A 16,181-nucleotide genomic window follows, 5' to 3' on the forward strand; every position below is an offset into this window, starting at 1 on the left:
CCGCTACTTCACGGAGGTGCGCGAGGTGACGTAGTCCGCGCAGCCGTCCAGGGTGTTCAATGCCGGATAGTCGGACTCGGGCAGGGCGAGCCCGGTGCGCTCGCTCAGTGCCTCGATGAAGTTGAGGAAGTCCAGCGAGTCCATCTCAAGGTTGTCGCGGAAGTTCTCGTCCGGCGCGAGCGCTGCCGCGTCGGCGCCGGGAACCACGTCGGTCAGAACTTCCTTGATCAGTACGAGCGCCTCGTCACGGTTCACAGTTCCTCCGGTCGTTGGAGCAGGCGGTCGATGGCTGTCAGCAATCGCGCCCCGGTCGCACCGTCGCTCGCGCGGTGGTCGGCGGCGAGCGTGGCCGTCACGGTCGGGTGCACCGTGAGCATCCCGTCCACGGCCACCGGCCGCTCGGTGACACGCCCCAGGCCGACGAGGGCGACCTGAGGCGGGTAGATCACCCCGAAGACGGCCTCCACCCCCTGATCGCCGAGGTTGGTCACCGTCAGTGTCGGATCTGCTGTCTCCGAAGCCCGCAGCCGGCCGCTGCGCGCCCGCGAGACCAGACCTTTCAGCGTCGCCATCAGCTCCGGCAGTGGCATGGTGTCGGCGTTCGCCAGTGCCGGTGCGACCAGCCCGCCGCCGCGCAGGGACACCGCGACGCCGAGTCGCACGGCAGGTGAGGGGACGAACGCCTCCTCCTTCCAGTAGCCGTTCAGTTCCGGCACTTGGCGTGCTGCCAGGGCAACCGATTTGAGCAGCAGGGCCGCCGGCACGAGTCGTTCCGCCACGGGCCGGCTCGCATTTCGGTCGCGCATCCACGCCATCGCGACGGCGAGGTCGATCGTCGTCGACAAGTAGTAGTGGGGGATGTCGCGGTTGGCGCGGCTCATCAGAGCCGCGATCGCCGCGCGCGCCGGATACGCGGGCTCGGCCGTTGCCGAAGGCGGGCGCGCCGCTTCGCGGCTCTCGACCGTACGGGACGCAGGGGCCGCCGTGGCGGCCCGTACGTCCTCGGCCCGGATCGTGCCGCCCCGCCCGGTTCCCCTCAGGGCACTCAGGTCGACGCCCGACGACAGGGCCAGCCGACGGGCGAGCGGCGAGGCCTTCACCCGGTGTGGCCGCTCAGCCGGTGTGTGCTCCACGTCGGAACGTGTGATCCGACCGCCCTTGCCGGAACCGTGCACGGACGACAGGTCGATGCCCTTCTGCTCGGCCAAGTGCCTCACCAAAGGGGTGGACACGGCGTCCCTGGTCGGGGTGGTGGCGTGTCCGGGAGCGGTTTGCAGTTCGGAGGTCGGGGCCGTCGCCTTCGCAGGGGCAGGGGCAGGGGCAGGGGCAGGGGCAGGAGGCTCGGCCCCCGAGTCGATGACGGCCATCCGTGTGCCGACCGGCACGGTGGTACCCGGTTCGACGAGGAGTGCACCGACCGTGCCCGAGTCGAAGCACTCGACCTCGATCGTCGACTTGGCCGTCTCCACCACAGCGACGACATCGCCCTTGGTGACGGTGTCACCGGGCCCTACCAGCCATTCCACGAGGGTGCCCTCGTCCATGTCCGCGCCGAGGGAAGGCATGGTGAAATCCGCCATGTCAGCTCACCGTCCGGCGAACGGCATCCACGATGGTCGCGGGCTGGGGAAGCGCCGCTTCTTCGAGCTGCCTGGCATAGGGAATGGGGACTTCCGCGCTGCATACGCGCTGAACGGGGGCGTCGAGCTCGTAGAACGCCTGCTCGGTGATGCGGGACGAGATCTCCGCGGCCAGGCTGCCGCTGCGCCATGCCTCGTCGACGATCACGGCCCGGTGGGTTCGGGCGATGCATGCCATGAGGGTGGCGTCGTCGAGGGGGCGCAGGGTGCGTAGGTCCACGACCTCCGCGCTGATGCCCTCCCCGGCAAGGGTTTCCGCGGCTGCCAGGGCCTTCGGCAGGGAGCCGCCGTACGTGATCACTGCGACGTCCGTGCCCGACCGGCGTACGGCCGCCGTGTCGAGATCGACGGCATCGACGGTCTCGTCCAAAGAGCCCTCCGCGTTGTAGAGGCCACCGTGCTCGAAGATCAGCACCGGATCAGGGTCGGCGAGCGCGGCCGCGAGCATGTGGCGTGCGTCGTCGACCGTGGCCGGGGCCAGCACCCGGATGCCGGGGATGTGGGCGTACCAGCCTTCCAGGCTGTGAGAGTGCTGAGCGCCGAGCTGACGGCCTGCTCCGGTCGTCATGCGGATCACCACGGGGACGCTCAGCTGCCCGCCCGACATGTGGAGCAGCGTGGCCGCGTTGTTCAGGATCTGGTCCAGAGCCAGGAGGCTGAAGTTGACGGTCATGATCTCTACCACGGGCCGCATCCCGCCGAGCGCGGCGCCGATGCCCGCGCCGACGAATCCGGATTCGGACAGCGGTGTGTCGCGGATCCGGTCGGGTCCGAACTCTTCGAGCAGTCCCAGGCTGACGCCGAAGCATCCCCCGTACCGGCCCACGTCCTCGCCCATGAGGAAGACGCGCTCGTCCTGCAGCAGGGCTTCGCGCAGCCCCTCACGGAGCGCCTCCCGGTAGGTGGTCGGCCGGGAAGTCCCGGTCGGTGCCTTCAGCGTGCTCATGCCGTGCTCCCGGGTTCGCTCGTGACGAAGCGGAGCAGGTCCGACACCGGTTCCAGCGGGGCTTCCTCGGCCCCCCGCACGGCCTCGTCGATCTCGGCGAGGACTTCCTTGTCGAGTTCTTCCATCACCCGGTCGTCGAGCTGCCCTTCGGAACTCATCAGTTCGGCCAGCCCTTTGAGGGGGTCGCGTCCCTTCCATTCCTCGATCTCGGATTTGGCCCGGTACCGGTCCGGGTCGTACATGGAGTGGGCACGGAACCGGTACGTCTGTGCCTCGAGGAAGTGCGGTCCGTTGCCCGCGCGCACGGACTCCGTCGCCCGGAGTGCGGCGGCTTCGACGGCGAGAACGTCCATGCCGTCGACGGTCCAGGCAGGCATCCCGTACGAAGCGGCACGCATGGCGAGGTTGGTCTGGGCATGCTCCCGGGCCAGGCTCGTCCCCATGGCGTACAGATTGTTTTCGCAGACCAGCAGCAGGGGCAGCTGCCACAGGGCCGCGAGGTTGGCCGTCTCATGGAACTCGCCTTCGGCGAAAGCTCCGTCCCCGAAGAAGCAGCAGGTGACGCGGGTGCTGCCGCGCATCCGGTCGGCGAGTGCGAGCCCGGCCGCCAGGGGCAGGCCGCCGGCCACGATCGCGTTGCCCCCGTAGAAGCGGCGGGCGGCGTCGAACAGGTGCATGGAGCCGCCGCGTCCGCGGCTGCAGCCGGTGGCCCTGCCGTACATCTCGGCCATCACGGCGTCGGCGGGAACCCCGCGGGCCAGGGCGTGCCCGTGTTCGCGGTAGGTGGACACCACCGCGTCCGTCTCGCGCAGGGCCTGATTGACGCCCACGGCGACGGCTTCCTCACCGATGCAGAGGTGGACGAAGCCACGGATCTTCGCGCCGCTGTAGAGCTCCACACACCTTTCCTCGAACCGCCTGATGGCGAGCATCCGGCGGAGCAGGGACAGGTGGTGGCCGGGCGCCGGAAGCCCGCCGCGAGTGCCGCGGGCGGCGGTGGCCGGCCCCTTCTTGCGCCCGCTCTTGCGTGCTGTGGCACGGGCCTTGCCTTCGTGGTGGGAGGTGGTGCTGCTCATGGCTCTGCCTTCTCTCACGAGCGGGTCATCCGGGGCTCTCCAGCGTGGACAGATCCCCATCGGGCAATCCCAGTTCCCGGTCCCGCAACAGACGGCGCATCACCTTGCCGCTGCGCGTCTTGGGGAGGTTCTGCTCGAACTCGATCTCTCTTGGGGCCACCGCGGGGCCCAGCCGCTTGCGTGCGAACGCCAGAATTTCCCGCTTGAGGGAAGCGTCGGGGGCGAGCCCCGGACGGAGGGAGACGAAGGCCTTGACGACAGCTCCCACGACCGGATCCGGGCGGCCGATCACGCCGGCCTCCGCGACGGCGGGATGCTCCATCAGCGCGCTCTCCACTTCGAACGGGCCGATGAGGTGTCCTGCCGACTTGATGACGTCGTCGGCGCGGCCGACGAACCAGAACCACCCGTCCTCGTCGCGTTTCGCGAGGTCGCCGGTGAGATACCAGCCGTCAGCGAAGCAGGCCCGGTAACGGGCCTCCTCGTTCAGATAGCCCCGGAACATGGAGGGCCAGCCCGGCCGCAGCGCCAGCTCACCCTCGACGCCCGCCGTTGTGATCACGCGCACGCGTCCTGCGGTGACGTCGGCGCGTCCGTCCTCACCGCGTTCGAGCAGAGCGGCCTCCACACCGGGCAGGGGCCGTCCCATGGAGCCGGGCCGGATGTCGCCGGCCGCGAAGTTGGCGATCATGATCGCACCGGTTTCGGTCTGCCACCAGTTGTCGTGGATCGGCAGGCCGAGCACCTCCTGTCCCCACAGGACGGCTTCCGGGTTGAGCGGCTCGCCCACGCTCGCGATGAATCGCAGGGCCGAAAGGTCGTACGGTCCGGGGAGCTCGCGGGAGCCGTCCCTGGGGGTGGCGCGCATCAGCATGCGGATCGCCGTCGGCGCCGTGTACCAGACCGTGACCCGCTGGTTGTCGAGGATGCGGTACCAGCGGTGGACATCGAAGTCCCCCTCGTCCACCACGACGGTCGCACCGTGGGTGAGCGGGGCGATGATCCCGTACGAGGTGCCGGTCACCCACCCGGGGTCCGCCGTGCACCAGTAGACGTCCTCCTGGCGGAGGTCGAGTGCGAAGGCCGCCGTCGCGTGGTGGGCCACGACCGCTTCGTGCACATGGACCGCACCCTTGGGGGTACCGGTCGTGCCGCTGGTGAAGTGCAGCAGCGCCATGTCCTGCGGATCCGTGGGCGGGACGGCGTACTCCCCGCGTGCCCGCTCCATGAGCTCGGCGAAGGAGACGGTGCCGGGCGGCGGATCGTGGACCGGACCAACGAGCAGGACGTGATCCAGACGCGGCAGGCGCTGCCTGTTCTCCTCGACCTTGCGCCGGTACAGGGCCTCGGTGGTGACGAGAACCCGGGCGTCACCCAGCTCCAGCCGCTGCCGCACGGGCTCGGGCCCGAAGGCCGAGAAGAGCGGGCACAGCACGCGTGCGCTGCGCAGCGTGCCCAGGACCGTCGTGTACAGCTCGGGGCAGCGGCCCAGGAGCGTGAAGACCCTTTCCTGCCGCCCCACGCCCAGGGCCGTGAGTACGTTGGCGAAGCGGCCCGTGAGGCCGCCCAGCTCGGCGTACGTGAGGCGGGTGACGGTGTCGTCGGCTGCGATGCAGCGGAGCGCTTCCCGCCCGCCATGGCCTGCCACCAGGTGCCGGTCGACGGCCTCGTATCCGATGTTCAGCCCGCCTCCCGGGAGCCCGGACAGCCGGGATCGAGCCCGGTCCCAAGTGAAATCCGTACGGGCCTGCTCGTAGTCCTGGAGCATGAAGACGGCATCGGGTCCGGACTCTTTGTGGATGATCGAGTGATCCATGGCCGGGTCGCTCCCCTCGCCTTGGAATCTTCAAGGAGACAGCGTCACGTCGGGTGACGGCCGTAAGCGGGGCGAGCGGTCTTCCGGGCGTCCCCCGAACGGGCCATACCGGACGTCGCGGTCACAGGGACATCCCGAGAGCGCTGCGGTGCGGTGGGGCGAGCCGGGAGTCATCGATGCGGGCCGTCAGGCGGGGGGCCACCGCGACCACACCGTCCAGCTGGTTGGTGAGGCGGATCAGGACCGGAATCTGGCTCTGTCGCTCCAGCCTGCCCTCCAGGGTCACGATGCCGTCGACCACGTGGACAGTGACCGCCTCCGCGCCCAGCCCCATGGTGTCCACGAGTATGTCAGCGACCACGCGGTGTCGTATCTCCGAGTCCGGTCGCAGGAAGAGCCAGAGCAGGTCACGGCGGGTGACGATGCCGACGAGGCGGTCCTCGTCGTCCACGACCGGCAGTCGCTCGACGCCCCGGCGGGCCATCAGCCGGGCGGCTCCCGCCGCGGTCTCGTCCCCATGAACCGTGACCGCCGGCGCGGACATGGCCTCACCGGCGCTAAAGGTCACCTCGGACGGGAACGCGGCCCCGCCTTCGTCGGCATCGGGTTCTTCGCCCACCGGTGGGTGATCGGCGGCTGCCAGGCCGATCAGGTCGCTCTCGGAGACGACACCGAGCACCCGGTCGTCGTCGTCGAGGACGGGCAGTCCGCTGATGTCGTGCTGAGCGAGCAGCTTGGCGACATCCTTGAAAGGGGTGGACGTCAGGACCGAGACGACCTCGTCGGTCATCAGGTCTCCGACCTTGATGTGCTTCATGAGGCACCTCCTGCCATCACAGCGATCCACCCGGAAGGGAAGGCCGGAGGACGCCGATAACCACGATCCGCCGAATGCCACGAGAGGAGGAGGGCCGAATGGTCCGGAGCCGGGCCCGATCGGACCCGTGCCGCAGCCTCCTGGCGGAGGAGCCCGAAGAACCGACCCGAGAGCCGGACCCCTGGCGGCTCTCTGAGGAGGAACCATGGAAGGCACCACGAGCAGCTCGGAACTCGGCGCCGTCATCGTCGGCGTCGACGGCTCCGAACCGGCCCGCCAGGCAGCGATGTGGGCAGCGGCGGAGGCCGCACGTCGCGAGCGTCCGTTGCACATCGTGCACGGGTCCGACACCGACGGCCGGGTCCTCTACGTCTCGGCGAAGAGCATCGAAAGCGTCCGCCAGGCGGGCCGCGAACTGCTGGACGCCACGTCGGCCGCGGTCACGGAGCGGTTTCCCGGCCTGCAGGTCAACCCCGAGTTCAGCCGCAGGGCACCTGTCCCGAGCCTCCACCAAGCCGCGGGCCCCGATGACACCATCGTGGTCGGCAGCCGGGGGCTGGGCGGTTTCAGCTCCCTCATGCTCGGATCGGTCGGACTCAAGGTCGCAGCGGGAGCGAAGACGCCCGTCATCATCGTCAGAGGCACCGAGAACGGGGCTGAGACGGGTGCGGTGCTCGCCGCCGTCCGCGACGAACACGACCTCGACTGCGCACGGTACGCCGCACGCGAGGCACAGATCCGCGAGGGCTCGCTGCGGCTGTTGCACGTGTGGAACATCCTGCAGTCCGTCGGCGAGGTCGTGACCCTGCTCGACGACGTGGAGGAGATCGCCAACGAGGAGGTCCATCACCTGAACGCCGTGGCGGACCGGATCCGCGAGGAGTTCCCGGACCTGACCGTGCAGGTGGACGCGGACAAGAGCACGTCAGTGGCTTCTGTACTGGTTGAGGCCTCGCGCCAGGCGGACCTGCTGGTGATGGGCGGCCGACGGTCACCCAGCTACCTCGGGCCCACCCTCGGGCGGGTCACGCACAGCCTGGTCCACCATGCCCACTGCCCCGTACAGCTCATTCCGCGCCACACGGACAAGCACGGGAGCGAATCGTGAGCGACTCGGGCGAACACGAGGAGGTCGTCGTCGGCATCGACCCGGCCAGGGACTGGCATCTGCCCCTGGCCTGGGCGGTGGACGAGGCCGGGCGACGCCGGCTACGGCTGCGACTCGTCGTAGCCGTACCTCCCCAGCACGACACGCAACACGTCGACGACACGTCGCGCAGCATCGCCCTGCACCAGGAGGCCTCGGATGCCCTCGGCGCGGCTGCCGCCTGGAGCAGGGAGCGACACCCGGAGGTCGAAGCGGTCGTGGATCTCGTCGAGGGGTTCCCCGCTCCGGAGATCGGCCGACTGTCGAGGCGGGCCCGCATGATCGTGCTCGGCTCCCGTCACCTGAGCCGGACCTCGGAGTTCCTCAGCGCCGGCTCCCTGGTCGTCCCCGTCAGTGCGCAGGCTCAGTGTCCGGTCGTCGTCGTGGGCGACGCCGAGCACGTCACTCAACAGCCGCCCTACCTGGTGGTGGGCATCGACGGAAGCGAGTCCTCGAAGGCGGCCCTTGCGATTGCGTTCGAAGAGGCCGACCTCAGGGGGGCCAAGCTGCGTGCCGTGTCGGTGTGGCAGCCACCGCTGTTTCTGAACCACGACGAGGAGGCCGCGCTCCAGGGGCAACGACGCATGCTGTCCGAGACGACGGCAGGTTGGTCGCAGGAGTACCCGGACGTCGTGTTGACGCACGAGGTGCTGTCCGGGCACCCGGTGGAGGAGCTCGCCGGTGCCGCCGAGCACGCCCTCGCCGTGGTCGTGGGCCGTCGAGGCAAGGGCGGTTACACGGGCATGCGACTCGGATCGGTCGTCCACGGGTTGCTGCACCGGGCGCACTGCCCGGTGATCACGGTTCCTGTGCGGTGAGGACTGCGTGACGACGCCCGCCGCCCGGTGCACCGAGCATCTGGGCAGCACGAAAAAAGTTGAGCCAGAGCCCGAGATCGGACAGTACTGAGCCTTCAGGGGGTGCTCACCGGGGGGCAGTCTGCGTGATGCGCCACAACCGCCGCGGAAGGCCGCCTTCCTCGAACGCGGCGACCTCGTCCAGAGTCCAGCTTCTGGCGAGGGCGTCGACCAGGTCGCGGGGGAAGAAGTGGACGGCGAAGCCGCCGTGTTCCCAGATGTCGTCTCCGTGCCCGGTACCGGCCTGGAAGTGGGCGTCCCCGGTGTGGCGGACGGTGTAGACGAAGACTCCGCCCGGCCGTAGTACCCGTCGCACCTCGGCGACCAAGGCGTGGATCTCCTGGGTGGACAGTGCCATGCAGAGCAGCATGTGCGCGAACACGGCATCCACCGAGGCGTCCCGGAGCGGCAGGGGCTCGCGAACGTCGTGAACCGCCGTGGCGACCCGCACGGCCACGCCTTGGGCAGCGGCGGCTTCACTCAGCTGTTCCAGACCCACCGGACTGAAGTCGGTGGCCAACACGGAGAAGCCCTGGCGGGCGAAGTACAGCGCGTCCCGGCCATGGCCGGCACCCAGCTCCAGCACTTCGCGGGCACCGGTGGCCCCGAAGACAGCCGCGGCACGGACCGCCGGCTCGGACGGCTCCTCGCCGTACATACCGGGGTGGTCGCCGTAGGTCTGCTGCCAGTGCGCACGCTGAACCTCGGCCAGCTCGTCGTCGGACTTCGACATGCTGACGCCTTCCTCACCAGGCCGGCATCGACAACCGGCCCCGCCGGGCCAGCCTAGAACGGACATCTTGCCGTCACCGCGCCCACCCGCTGCGCCACGGCCGTCAGTGTTGTTCCGGCACTCGGCTTCTGGCACAACTTCTGTGGTGACGAGCCGACGCTTGCCGTGGCGCCCGGGGCGGGAGGCGGACTGAGAGGCAGACACTGCCATGGGGATGGGCCCATCGGTCCTCACCGCGACCCCGACCGGCCCATGCCCGGACGATACGGGCCGACAGACAGTGAGGACATGCCCTGCGGGCCATGTTCCAGACCATCGCAACAGGAGCGTGAACCATGTTCTGGTATGACCACGGAATGGGCGGATGGGGCTGGATCGCCATGTCGTTCAGCATGGTTCTCCTCGTGGCCCTGGCCGTCGCGGCAGTCGTTCTGTTCCTCCGCAGCGTCGACCGCTACCCCTCGGGCCCGGCGCAGCCGCTGCCTGCGCCCTCCGCCAAGCAGCTGCTCGCCGAACGGTTCGCCCGAGGCGAGATCGACGAAGAAGAGTACGAACAACGTCTGACCGCACTGCGTGCGCACGGGCCAGGTCAAGGCCGGCCGGGACCGGGAGACAACTGAACCCATTCCTCCGGGAGGGCGGCAGGCGCGACAGGGGACTGCGGATATCGCGATCAGCTGGCTGCGGGCGGGCCCACTCGCAGGTGTAGCCGTCGCGAAGCTCAACTCCTCATCCCGCTTGTGTTCACCCCTCTCAGGTGGGGCAATGGTTGTTCCCGGCGCGCATCGGCAGTCAACCTGGTAGGAATGCCTGGCTTTTGCTCCTCCCAGCAATCGGGTAGACCATGCGCGGCGCGAAGACAGTAGCGGTACCAGCGTTCCTCCTCTTGCTCGTCATGGGTTGCGCACGGACCTCAGCTGGGCCGGAGGAAGAGACCCTCTGCCCACCTGAGGTGCGTACGGCCACGGCCACACCCTCAGGAGATGTCGGACTGACGAGTCAGATCTGGCTTGGTTCCCTGAAGTGCGCCGACCCGGAAACGGGCATGTCACTCATCGAAGTCAGCGTTCTCAATCCGCACGCCAACCGAGCGGCCTGGTACGAGGTCACGCTGCAGTTCACGACTATCTCGGGAGGGCCGAACCCGGCAAGCGAGCAGAGAGGGATATGGATTTCGCCAGGCCGACGACGGGAGACGGCATCGGCGTGCGGGTTCTCCGCTTGGAGCAGAAGTCGTTGGACGCACCGTCGGTTGCGCCTCAGGCGTCGCCACCGGCACCGGCAATGGATGTCTTGCCGAGCGCCCTTGTACGGGCTGGAGCGATTCCGTCCACCACCCCGTACGGAGCATGTGCCAGTGGATCTCCTCAGGGATATTGGCTCGACGCCCCTGGGAACTGCCGGGTGACGACGGGACGCAGGCCTTCCGTGCCAGCTTTCACGCCGACGCCCGTGTACCCGGGCACGCTCTGCGGGGATGGCTGGGTTTCCCGGTCCAGGGGGCGGGGCACGTGCTCCCACCACGGTGGGATCGCGCGCTGAGGCTCGTGGTGACGCTCCGGAGGCGGACGGTCTGGAAGAGAGTTTGAGGCGTCGGCACCCGGTCTGTGTGCCGACGCCGCAGGACGTGCAGCACTGGTCCCCATGCTGATCAGCACGGCCAGGCCCAGTCCGCTACTTCCGGCAGGTCGGTGCCGTGCTTGCGGATCCAGTCGTGGTGGCGGATGTGCTGGTCGTCCATGGACTGGCGCAGTCCCTCGGCGCGGGCGGCGAGGCCGGGGACGCGGTCGATGACGTCCATGACGAGTCGGTAGCGGTCCATGTCGTTGCGCACGACCATGTCGAAGGGGGTGGTCGTGGTGCCGGATTCCTTGTAGCCGCGGACGTGCAGGTTCGAGTGGCCGGTGCGGCGGTAGGCGAGGCGGTGGATGAGCCACGGGTAGCCGTGGTAGGCGAAGATCACTGGCTTGTCGGTGGTGAAGAGTGCGTCGTACTCGGTGTTCGTCATGCCGTGGGGGTGTTCCTCGTGGGGCATGAGCCGGGCGATGTCGACGACGTTGACGACGCGGACGGCCAGCGAGGGGAGGTGCTCGCGGAGCAGGGCCGCTGCGGCCAGCACCTCCATGGTGGGTACGTCGCCGGCGCAGGCGAGTACGACGTCCGGTTCGCGGGAGCCGTGGTCGGTGCCCGCCCACTCCCAGATGCCGGCGCCGCGGGTCACGTGGGTGCGGGCCTCGTCGATGGGCAGCCAGTCGAAGCAGGGCTGTTTGCCGGCGACGATCACGTTGACCTGGTCGCGGCTGCGCAGGGCGTGGTCGGCCACGGCGAGGAGGGTGTTGGCGTCCGGCGGCAGGTAGACCCGTACGACCTCGGGGCTCTTGTTGAGGACGTGGTCCACGAATCCGGGGTCCTGGTGCGAGAAGCCGTTGTTGTCCTGGCGCCATACGTGGGAGGTGAGCAGGTAGTTGAGGGAGGCGATCGGCGCGCGCCAGGACAGTTCGCGCGAGGTCTTCAGCCACTTGATGTGCTGGCCGACCATGGAGTCGACGATGTGCGCGAAGGCTTCGTAGGTGGAGAAGAGGCCGTGGCGGCCGGTGAGCAGGTAGCCCTCCAGCCAGCCCTGGCAGACGTGTTCGGACAGGATCTCCATGACCCGGCCGTGGCGGGACAGATCTCGGTCCGTGGCCTCCGTGATGCCCTGCCAGGCCTTGCCGGTGGCCTCGTACAGGTCGTCCAGCCGGTTGGAGGCGGTCTCGTCCGGTCCGACGACCCTGAAGTCCCGCCGCCCGGCCGTCTCCCGCATGACCTGGGTGAGGAAGCGTCCCAGGACGCGGGTCGGTTCGTGGAGGGTCCCGCCGGGCTTGTCGACGGGGACGGCGTGCGCGTCGAGCGCGGGCAGCGGCAGTGGCCGCAGCAGGCGGCCCCCATTCGCGTACGGGACCGCGCCGAGGCGGCGCTCGCTTTCCGGGACGCAGGCCAGGACCTGCGCCGTCGGGCGGCCGTCTGCGTCGAAGAGTTCGTCCGGCCGGTACGAGCGCAGCCAGTCCTCCAGCTGCTTCAGGTGTGCGGGGTTCTCGCGCACCCCGGCGAGAGGGACCTGGTGCGCCCGCCAGGTGCCTTCGACCGGGTCGCCGTCGACGGTCGCTGGGCCGGTCCACCCCTTGGGGGTGCGCAGGACGATCATCGGCCAGTGTGCGTACTCCCGTCCCGGATCGGTAGCCGCCTCGCGCGCCTCCCGCTGGATGAGGGCGATGCGGTCCAGGGCGTGGTCCATCGCGCGGGCCATGGCCTGATGCACCAGGGTGGGGTCGCTGCCGGTGACGTACAGCGGGTCGTGGCCGTAGCCGCGCAACAGAGCGTCGAGCTCGTCCTCCGGGATCCGGGACAGGACCGTCGGGTTGGCGATCTTGTAGCCGTTCAGGTGCAGGATCGGCAGGACCGCGCCGTCGTGGACCGGGTCGAGGAACTTGTTCGAGTGCCAGGACGCGGCCAGCGGGCCCGTCTCGGCCTCGCCGTCGCCGATGACACAGGCGACCAGCAGGCCGGGGTGGTCGAAGGCGGCTCCGTAGGCGTGGGAGAGGGCGTATCCGAGCTCGCCGCCCTCGTGGATGGAGCCCGGCGTCTCCGGTGCCACATGGCTCGGCACCCCGCCGGGGAAGGAGAACTGCCGGAACAGCTTGGCCATGCCGTCGGCATCGCGGCTCACGTCCGGATACGTCTCGCTGTATGTCCCTTCCAGCCAGGAGTTGGCCAGGACGGCGGGACCTCCGTGCCCCGGACCCCAGACGCACAGGGCCTCCAGCGCACGCTCCTTGATCACGCGGTTGAGGTGCGTGTGCACCAGGTTGAGGCCGGGGGAGGTGCCCCAGTGGCCGAGCAGCCGTGGCTTGATGTGCTCCGGCCGCAGCGGTTGGGTCAGCAGGGGGTTGCCCATGAGGTAGATCTGGCCGACGGCCAGGTAGTTCGCGGCGCGCCAGTGGGCGTCCAGCTCCGAGATCGAATACGCGCTCAACGCGGTCATGTCCGCTCCTGCGTGTGAGGGTCAGGGACGTTCGTCGCCTGGGCCGATACCGACACCCTGCCCCTGCCGTGGTGCGGCCGCGAGAGGATGACCGGCCCTCAAGGAGGGACCGTTGGCCCTTCTGCGCCCCTGCCCGGCACGAGCAAGGTGTATCCCGATGGCGCCGGTCCTTCCCCCCGGCCGGCGCCGCCCATCCCCGACGGCCGACCCCGATGCCTCTCGCATCAGTACGGAGGACAGACCTGTGAAGCGCACCCTCGTTGTCGGAGTGGACGGATCCCCGGAAAGCCGGGCCGCCGCGGACTGGGCCGCACGCGAAGCCGTACGTCGTGACCTGCCCCTGCATGTCGTCCACGCCTGGCTGTGGCAGCCGCTCGCCGTCCCGATCGTCCAGGACCGCGATACCGAGTCCCGCCGGGCCGATGACATCCTGAAGGAGGTCGAGCAGGAGCTCACCCACCGGTACCCGTCGCTCGCGCTCACCGCGGAAGTCCTGTCCGACACTCCCGTACCGGCCTTGCTGCACACCGCCAAGGAAGCCGAGATGCTGATCCTCGGCACTCGCGGGCACGGAGCCCTGCTCGGCTTCCTGCTCGGCTCCTACGGTCAGCAGGTGATCGCGGCCGCCGAGTGCCCCGTCGTCTCCGTACGCTCCGCCCACGGCAGGCCGGTCGCCGTGCCGGAGGAGGGCGAGGTCGTCGTGGGACAGCAGGGTGGTGTTGAGGAATCCGCCGAGGTACTGCGCGTCGCGTTCGAGGCGGCCGCAGCGCGCAAGGTCCCGCTCCGCGCGGTCCGGGCCTGGAGCCTTCCCCCGGTCTACGGCTACAGCCCTGGCTCGATGTGGATCGCCGAGCAGTTCGGTGGACTGGAGCCGTTCGAGAAGGCCGCGCTGGACCAGGCGCTGGAGCCGTGGCGGCTGATGTTTCCCGAGGTCGAGGTCGCTACGCACGTGGAGCGGGGCAGCGCCGGCCACGTGCTGCTGTCCGAGGCTTCGGACGCCCAACTGGTCGTTGTCGGCCGCCGGGTACGCGAGTCGGCGGTGGGTACGCGCATCGGTTCGGTGGCCCATGCCGTGCTCCACCACGCGGCCTGCCCTGTTGCCGTCGTCCCGCACCACTGACGCCGAATCGACGGTTGAAGCCGGGCCCGCCGTCGTAGGGCGTGCCCGGCCCTTCCCGTGGGCGGTTCCTACTCCGTGGGCGGCACCGGGTGCCGACCGGGCGGGGTCAGCGCGTGACTGGCAATCACCGCGGCCTGGACGCGCCTCTCCACGCCCAGCTTGACGAAGAGCCGCGAGATGACGTTCTTCACGGTCTTCTCCGCGAGGAACAGCCGCTTGCCGATCTCCCGGTTGGTGAGACCCTCACTGACCATGAGGAGGATCTCCTTCTCCCGGTCCGTGAAGCCGGGAAGCCCCGGGACCTGCTCCTCCTTCGGCACGTCGCCGCGCATGCGTGCCATCAGCCGCGTCGTGGCGCCGGGATCGAGCATCGACTGGCCGGAGGCCACCGTCCGGACCGCCGTCACGAGGTCGGTTCCGGTGATCTGCCTCAGGACGTAGCCGGCGGCCCCGGCCATCACGGCGTCCAGGAGCGCCTCCTCGTCGTCGAACGACGTGAGCATCAGACAGGCAGCTCGGGCATCCGCGAGCACAGCTCACGGCACACGCTCACCCCGTCGCCGTCCTGGAGCCGTACGTCCAAGATCGCGACCCGTGGGCGCAGCGCGGGAATGCGGACCAGCGCCTGCTCCGCCGTGCCCGCCTCACCGACCACGGTCAGGTCGGGCTCGGCGTCCAACAGATCGTGCACCCCTCTGCGCACGACCTCGTGGTCGTCGAGCAGAAAGATGCTGATCGGATCGGTCGCGCCGCTCGTGGCGTGGGAGTGGGAACCGCTGCCAGTCATGACGCAACTCCTTCGCCTGGTTCGTCCTGAACGCACGAACACCGGCATCCTGCCTTCCGTACGGGCCGAACGGACAGGGCCGATCGGCCTTCATCGGCCTGCCGCTGCGCGCGGCACGGCCGGTGGGGGTAGAGGGGGAGGGACCTTCGGCCCTGTCCGAGGTCCCGCCGGGCCTTCCAGGGGGCACCCGACACAGGATGAACTGCAGGTGCACGGGGAACGGCGCGACTCGACGGAGCCGCACGCAGCGCGGAGGACACCATGACGACCGCCTTGATCGACCTGAGGACCGTGGCACGCGACCACCGCGGCCTGAGGATCGCCCTGGCCGGAGAGCTCGACCTCCATACGGCGGGACGAGTGGAACCACGCCTCGCCGAACTCGCCGGATTCGGCCACCGCAACATGCTCCTGGACCTGTCCGAGATGTCCTTCTGCGACAGCTCGGGCATCGAACTCTTTCTCCGGCTCCACCAGCGCTGCCGTAGCGCGGGCACGCAGCTCCTGCTCTGCGGCGTACGACCCCTGCTGCTCAAGTCCATACGGGTGCTCGGTGTCGACCGCGGCCTGCCGCTCGCCGTGACGTGATCGAGAGGATGTCCGATTCCCGCCCCGGACGGGGACCGTTCGGCCCTGGTTCTCCCGTGGATCGCGGTGAAGGCTGGGACGCGGAAGCCGCAAGGGCCCATCGGGGCCGGACGAAGGTAAGCAGCATGGATCACGAAGGCAACCCGTTGCGGACCCGGGAGGCCGGTGACACGGCGGCCGGCCGCCGCATGCGGGAGCTGGACAGGGCCGAGGCCCTGCGGCTGCTCTCGACGGTGTCGCTGGGGCGCATCGTCTTCACGCAGCACGCGCTGCCCGCCGTTCGTCCGGTCAACCATCTCGTCGAGGGTGAGGACATCATCGTCCGGATCCACGGGGGTGGGGCACTGGCCTCCCTGGCCGCACCTGCCGAGGTCTCCGGTGTGGTGGTGGCCTACGAAGCGGACGTGATCGATCCCGTTACGCACCTCGGCTGGAGCGTCGTCGTCACCGGTTACGCGAGGGCGGTGTCCGATGCCGACGAGGTGGACCGGTACGCGCACTTGCTGCGTCCATGGGTGGCGCACCGGATGACCAGCGCCCTGCGGATCCGTCCGGATCTTGTCACCGGGTTCCGGCTGGAGGCGGACCCGATGCTGCCCGTGCCTGCGGTCCGGGGCTGACGCCGTGCCCCGG

Annotated in this window: 14 protein-coding genes and 1 pseudogene; 6 read left to right on the forward strand and 9 right to left on the reverse strand. The window is 69.5% G+C overall.

Annotated elements, in window-relative coordinates; genetic code table 11:
- Window positions 1-3: 3 nt before the first annotated feature.
- The 6 genes from OG624_RS35220 to OG624_RS35245 form a co-directional block, all read right to left on the reverse strand.
- On the reverse strand, window positions 4-255 hold the full coding sequence (locus OG624_RS35220; RefSeq protein ID WP_033223209.1) for an acyl carrier protein: 252 nt from the start codon (window positions 253-255) through the stop codon (window positions 4-6).
- Window positions 252-1,580 carry a dihydrolipoamide acetyltransferase family protein gene (locus tag OG624_RS35225; RefSeq protein ID WP_371640318.1) on the reverse strand — a complete coding sequence of 443 codons (1,329 nt, stop codon included), beginning with the start codon at window positions 1,578-1,580 and terminating at the stop codon, window positions 252-254. Before OG624_RS35225 ends, OG624_RS35220 begins: the two co-directional genes overlap by 4 nt.
- A 1-nt stretch (window position 1,581) precedes the next feature.
- Window positions 1,582-2,586, reverse strand: coding sequence for an alpha-ketoacid dehydrogenase subunit beta (locus OG624_RS35230; protein WP_033223213.1), 1,005 nt, complete (start codon window positions 2,584-2,586; stop codon window positions 1,582-1,584).
- Window positions 2,583-3,662, reverse strand: a complete 1,080-nt coding sequence (pdhA, locus tag OG624_RS35235; RefSeq protein ID WP_208869382.1) for a pyruvate dehydrogenase (acetyl-transferring) E1 component subunit alpha — start codon at window positions 3,660-3,662, stop codon at window positions 2,583-2,585. Before pdhA ends, OG624_RS35230 begins: the two co-directional genes overlap by 4 nt.
- Before the next feature lie 25 nt (window positions 3,663-3,687).
- Entirely contained in the window at window positions 3,688-5,478 is a 1,791-nt protein-coding gene (gene acsA / locus OG624_RS35240; protein WP_033223215.1) for an acetate--CoA ligase, read from the reverse strand.
- A gap of 121 nt (window positions 5,479-5,599) precedes the next feature.
- Window positions 5,600-6,295 carry a CBS domain-containing protein gene (locus OG624_RS35245; protein WP_266354530.1) on the reverse strand — a complete coding sequence of 232 codons (696 nt, stop codon included), beginning with the start codon at window positions 6,293-6,295 and terminating at the stop codon, window positions 5,600-5,602.
- 205 nt (window positions 6,296-6,500) lie between these two features.
- On the opposite strand from OG624_RS35245, the gene OG624_RS35250 reads away from it, so the two are divergent.
- A complete protein-coding gene (locus OG624_RS35250) occupies window positions 6,501-7,403 on the forward strand; it encodes a universal stress protein (protein WP_033223219.1) in 903 nt (300 codons plus the stop codon).
- Window positions 7,400-8,260, forward strand: coding sequence for a universal stress protein (locus tag OG624_RS35255; protein WP_033223221.1), 861 nt, complete (start codon window positions 7,400-7,402; stop codon window positions 8,258-8,260). Before OG624_RS35250 ends, OG624_RS35255 begins: the two co-directional genes overlap by 4 nt.
- Window positions 8,261-8,366: 106 nt before the next feature.
- Here OG624_RS35255 and OG624_RS35260 read toward each other — a convergent pair whose 3' ends face one another.
- A complete protein-coding gene (locus OG624_RS35260; protein ID WP_033223223.1) occupies window positions 8,367-9,032 on the reverse strand; it encodes a class I SAM-dependent methyltransferase in 666 nt (221 codons plus the stop codon).
- A 335-nt stretch (window positions 9,033-9,367) separates the two neighbouring features.
- On the opposite strand from OG624_RS35260, the gene OG624_RS35265 reads away from it, so the two are divergent.
- Window positions 9,368-9,652, forward strand: a complete 285-nt coding sequence (locus OG624_RS35265; protein WP_033223225.1) for an SHOCT domain-containing protein — start codon at window positions 9,368-9,370, stop codon at window positions 9,650-9,652.
- A gap of 1,031 nt (window positions 9,653-10,683) precedes the next feature.
- On the opposite strand, the gene OG624_RS35270 is transcribed toward OG624_RS35265, so the two are convergent.
- Complete coding sequence (locus OG624_RS35270) at window positions 10,684-13,053, reverse strand: phosphoketolase family protein (protein ID WP_033223226.1); 2,370 nt, start codon at window positions 13,051-13,053, stop codon at window positions 10,684-10,686.
- A 244-nt stretch (window positions 13,054-13,297) separates the two neighbouring features.
- On the opposite strand from OG624_RS35270, the gene OG624_RS35275 reads away from it, so the two are divergent.
- Window positions 13,298-14,173 (forward strand): universal stress protein, encoded by an 876-nt coding sequence (locus tag OG624_RS35275; protein WP_033223227.1) that lies wholly within the window; start codon window positions 13,298-13,300, stop codon window positions 14,171-14,173.
- A 68-nt stretch (window positions 14,174-14,241) separates the two neighbouring features.
- Here the strand turns inward: OG624_RS35275 and OG624_RS35280 are convergent.
- Window positions 14,242-14,960 (reverse strand): annotated as a pseudogene (locus OG624_RS35280) (response regulator).
- Window positions 14,961-15,221: 261 nt separating this feature from the next.
- On the opposite strand from OG624_RS35280, the gene OG624_RS35285 reads away from it, so the two are divergent.
- Both OG624_RS35285 and OG624_RS35290 read left to right on the forward strand, forming a co-directional pair.
- On the forward strand, window positions 15,222-15,548 hold the full coding sequence (locus tag OG624_RS35285; RefSeq protein WP_051763488.1) for an STAS domain-containing protein: 327 nt from the start codon (window positions 15,222-15,224) through the stop codon (window positions 15,546-15,548).
- Between the two features lie 125 nt (window positions 15,549-15,673).
- On the forward strand, window positions 15,674-16,168 hold the full coding sequence (locus tag OG624_RS35290) for a pyridoxamine 5'-phosphate oxidase family protein (RefSeq protein ID WP_033223228.1): 495 nt from the start codon (window positions 15,674-15,676) through the stop codon (window positions 16,166-16,168).
- Window positions 16,169-16,181: the final 13 nt, after the last annotated feature.

It is taken from the genome of Streptomyces virginiae (assembly GCF_041432505.1).
Lineage (GTDB): Bacteria > Actinomycetota > Actinomycetes > Streptomycetales > Streptomycetaceae > Streptomyces > Streptomyces virginiae_A.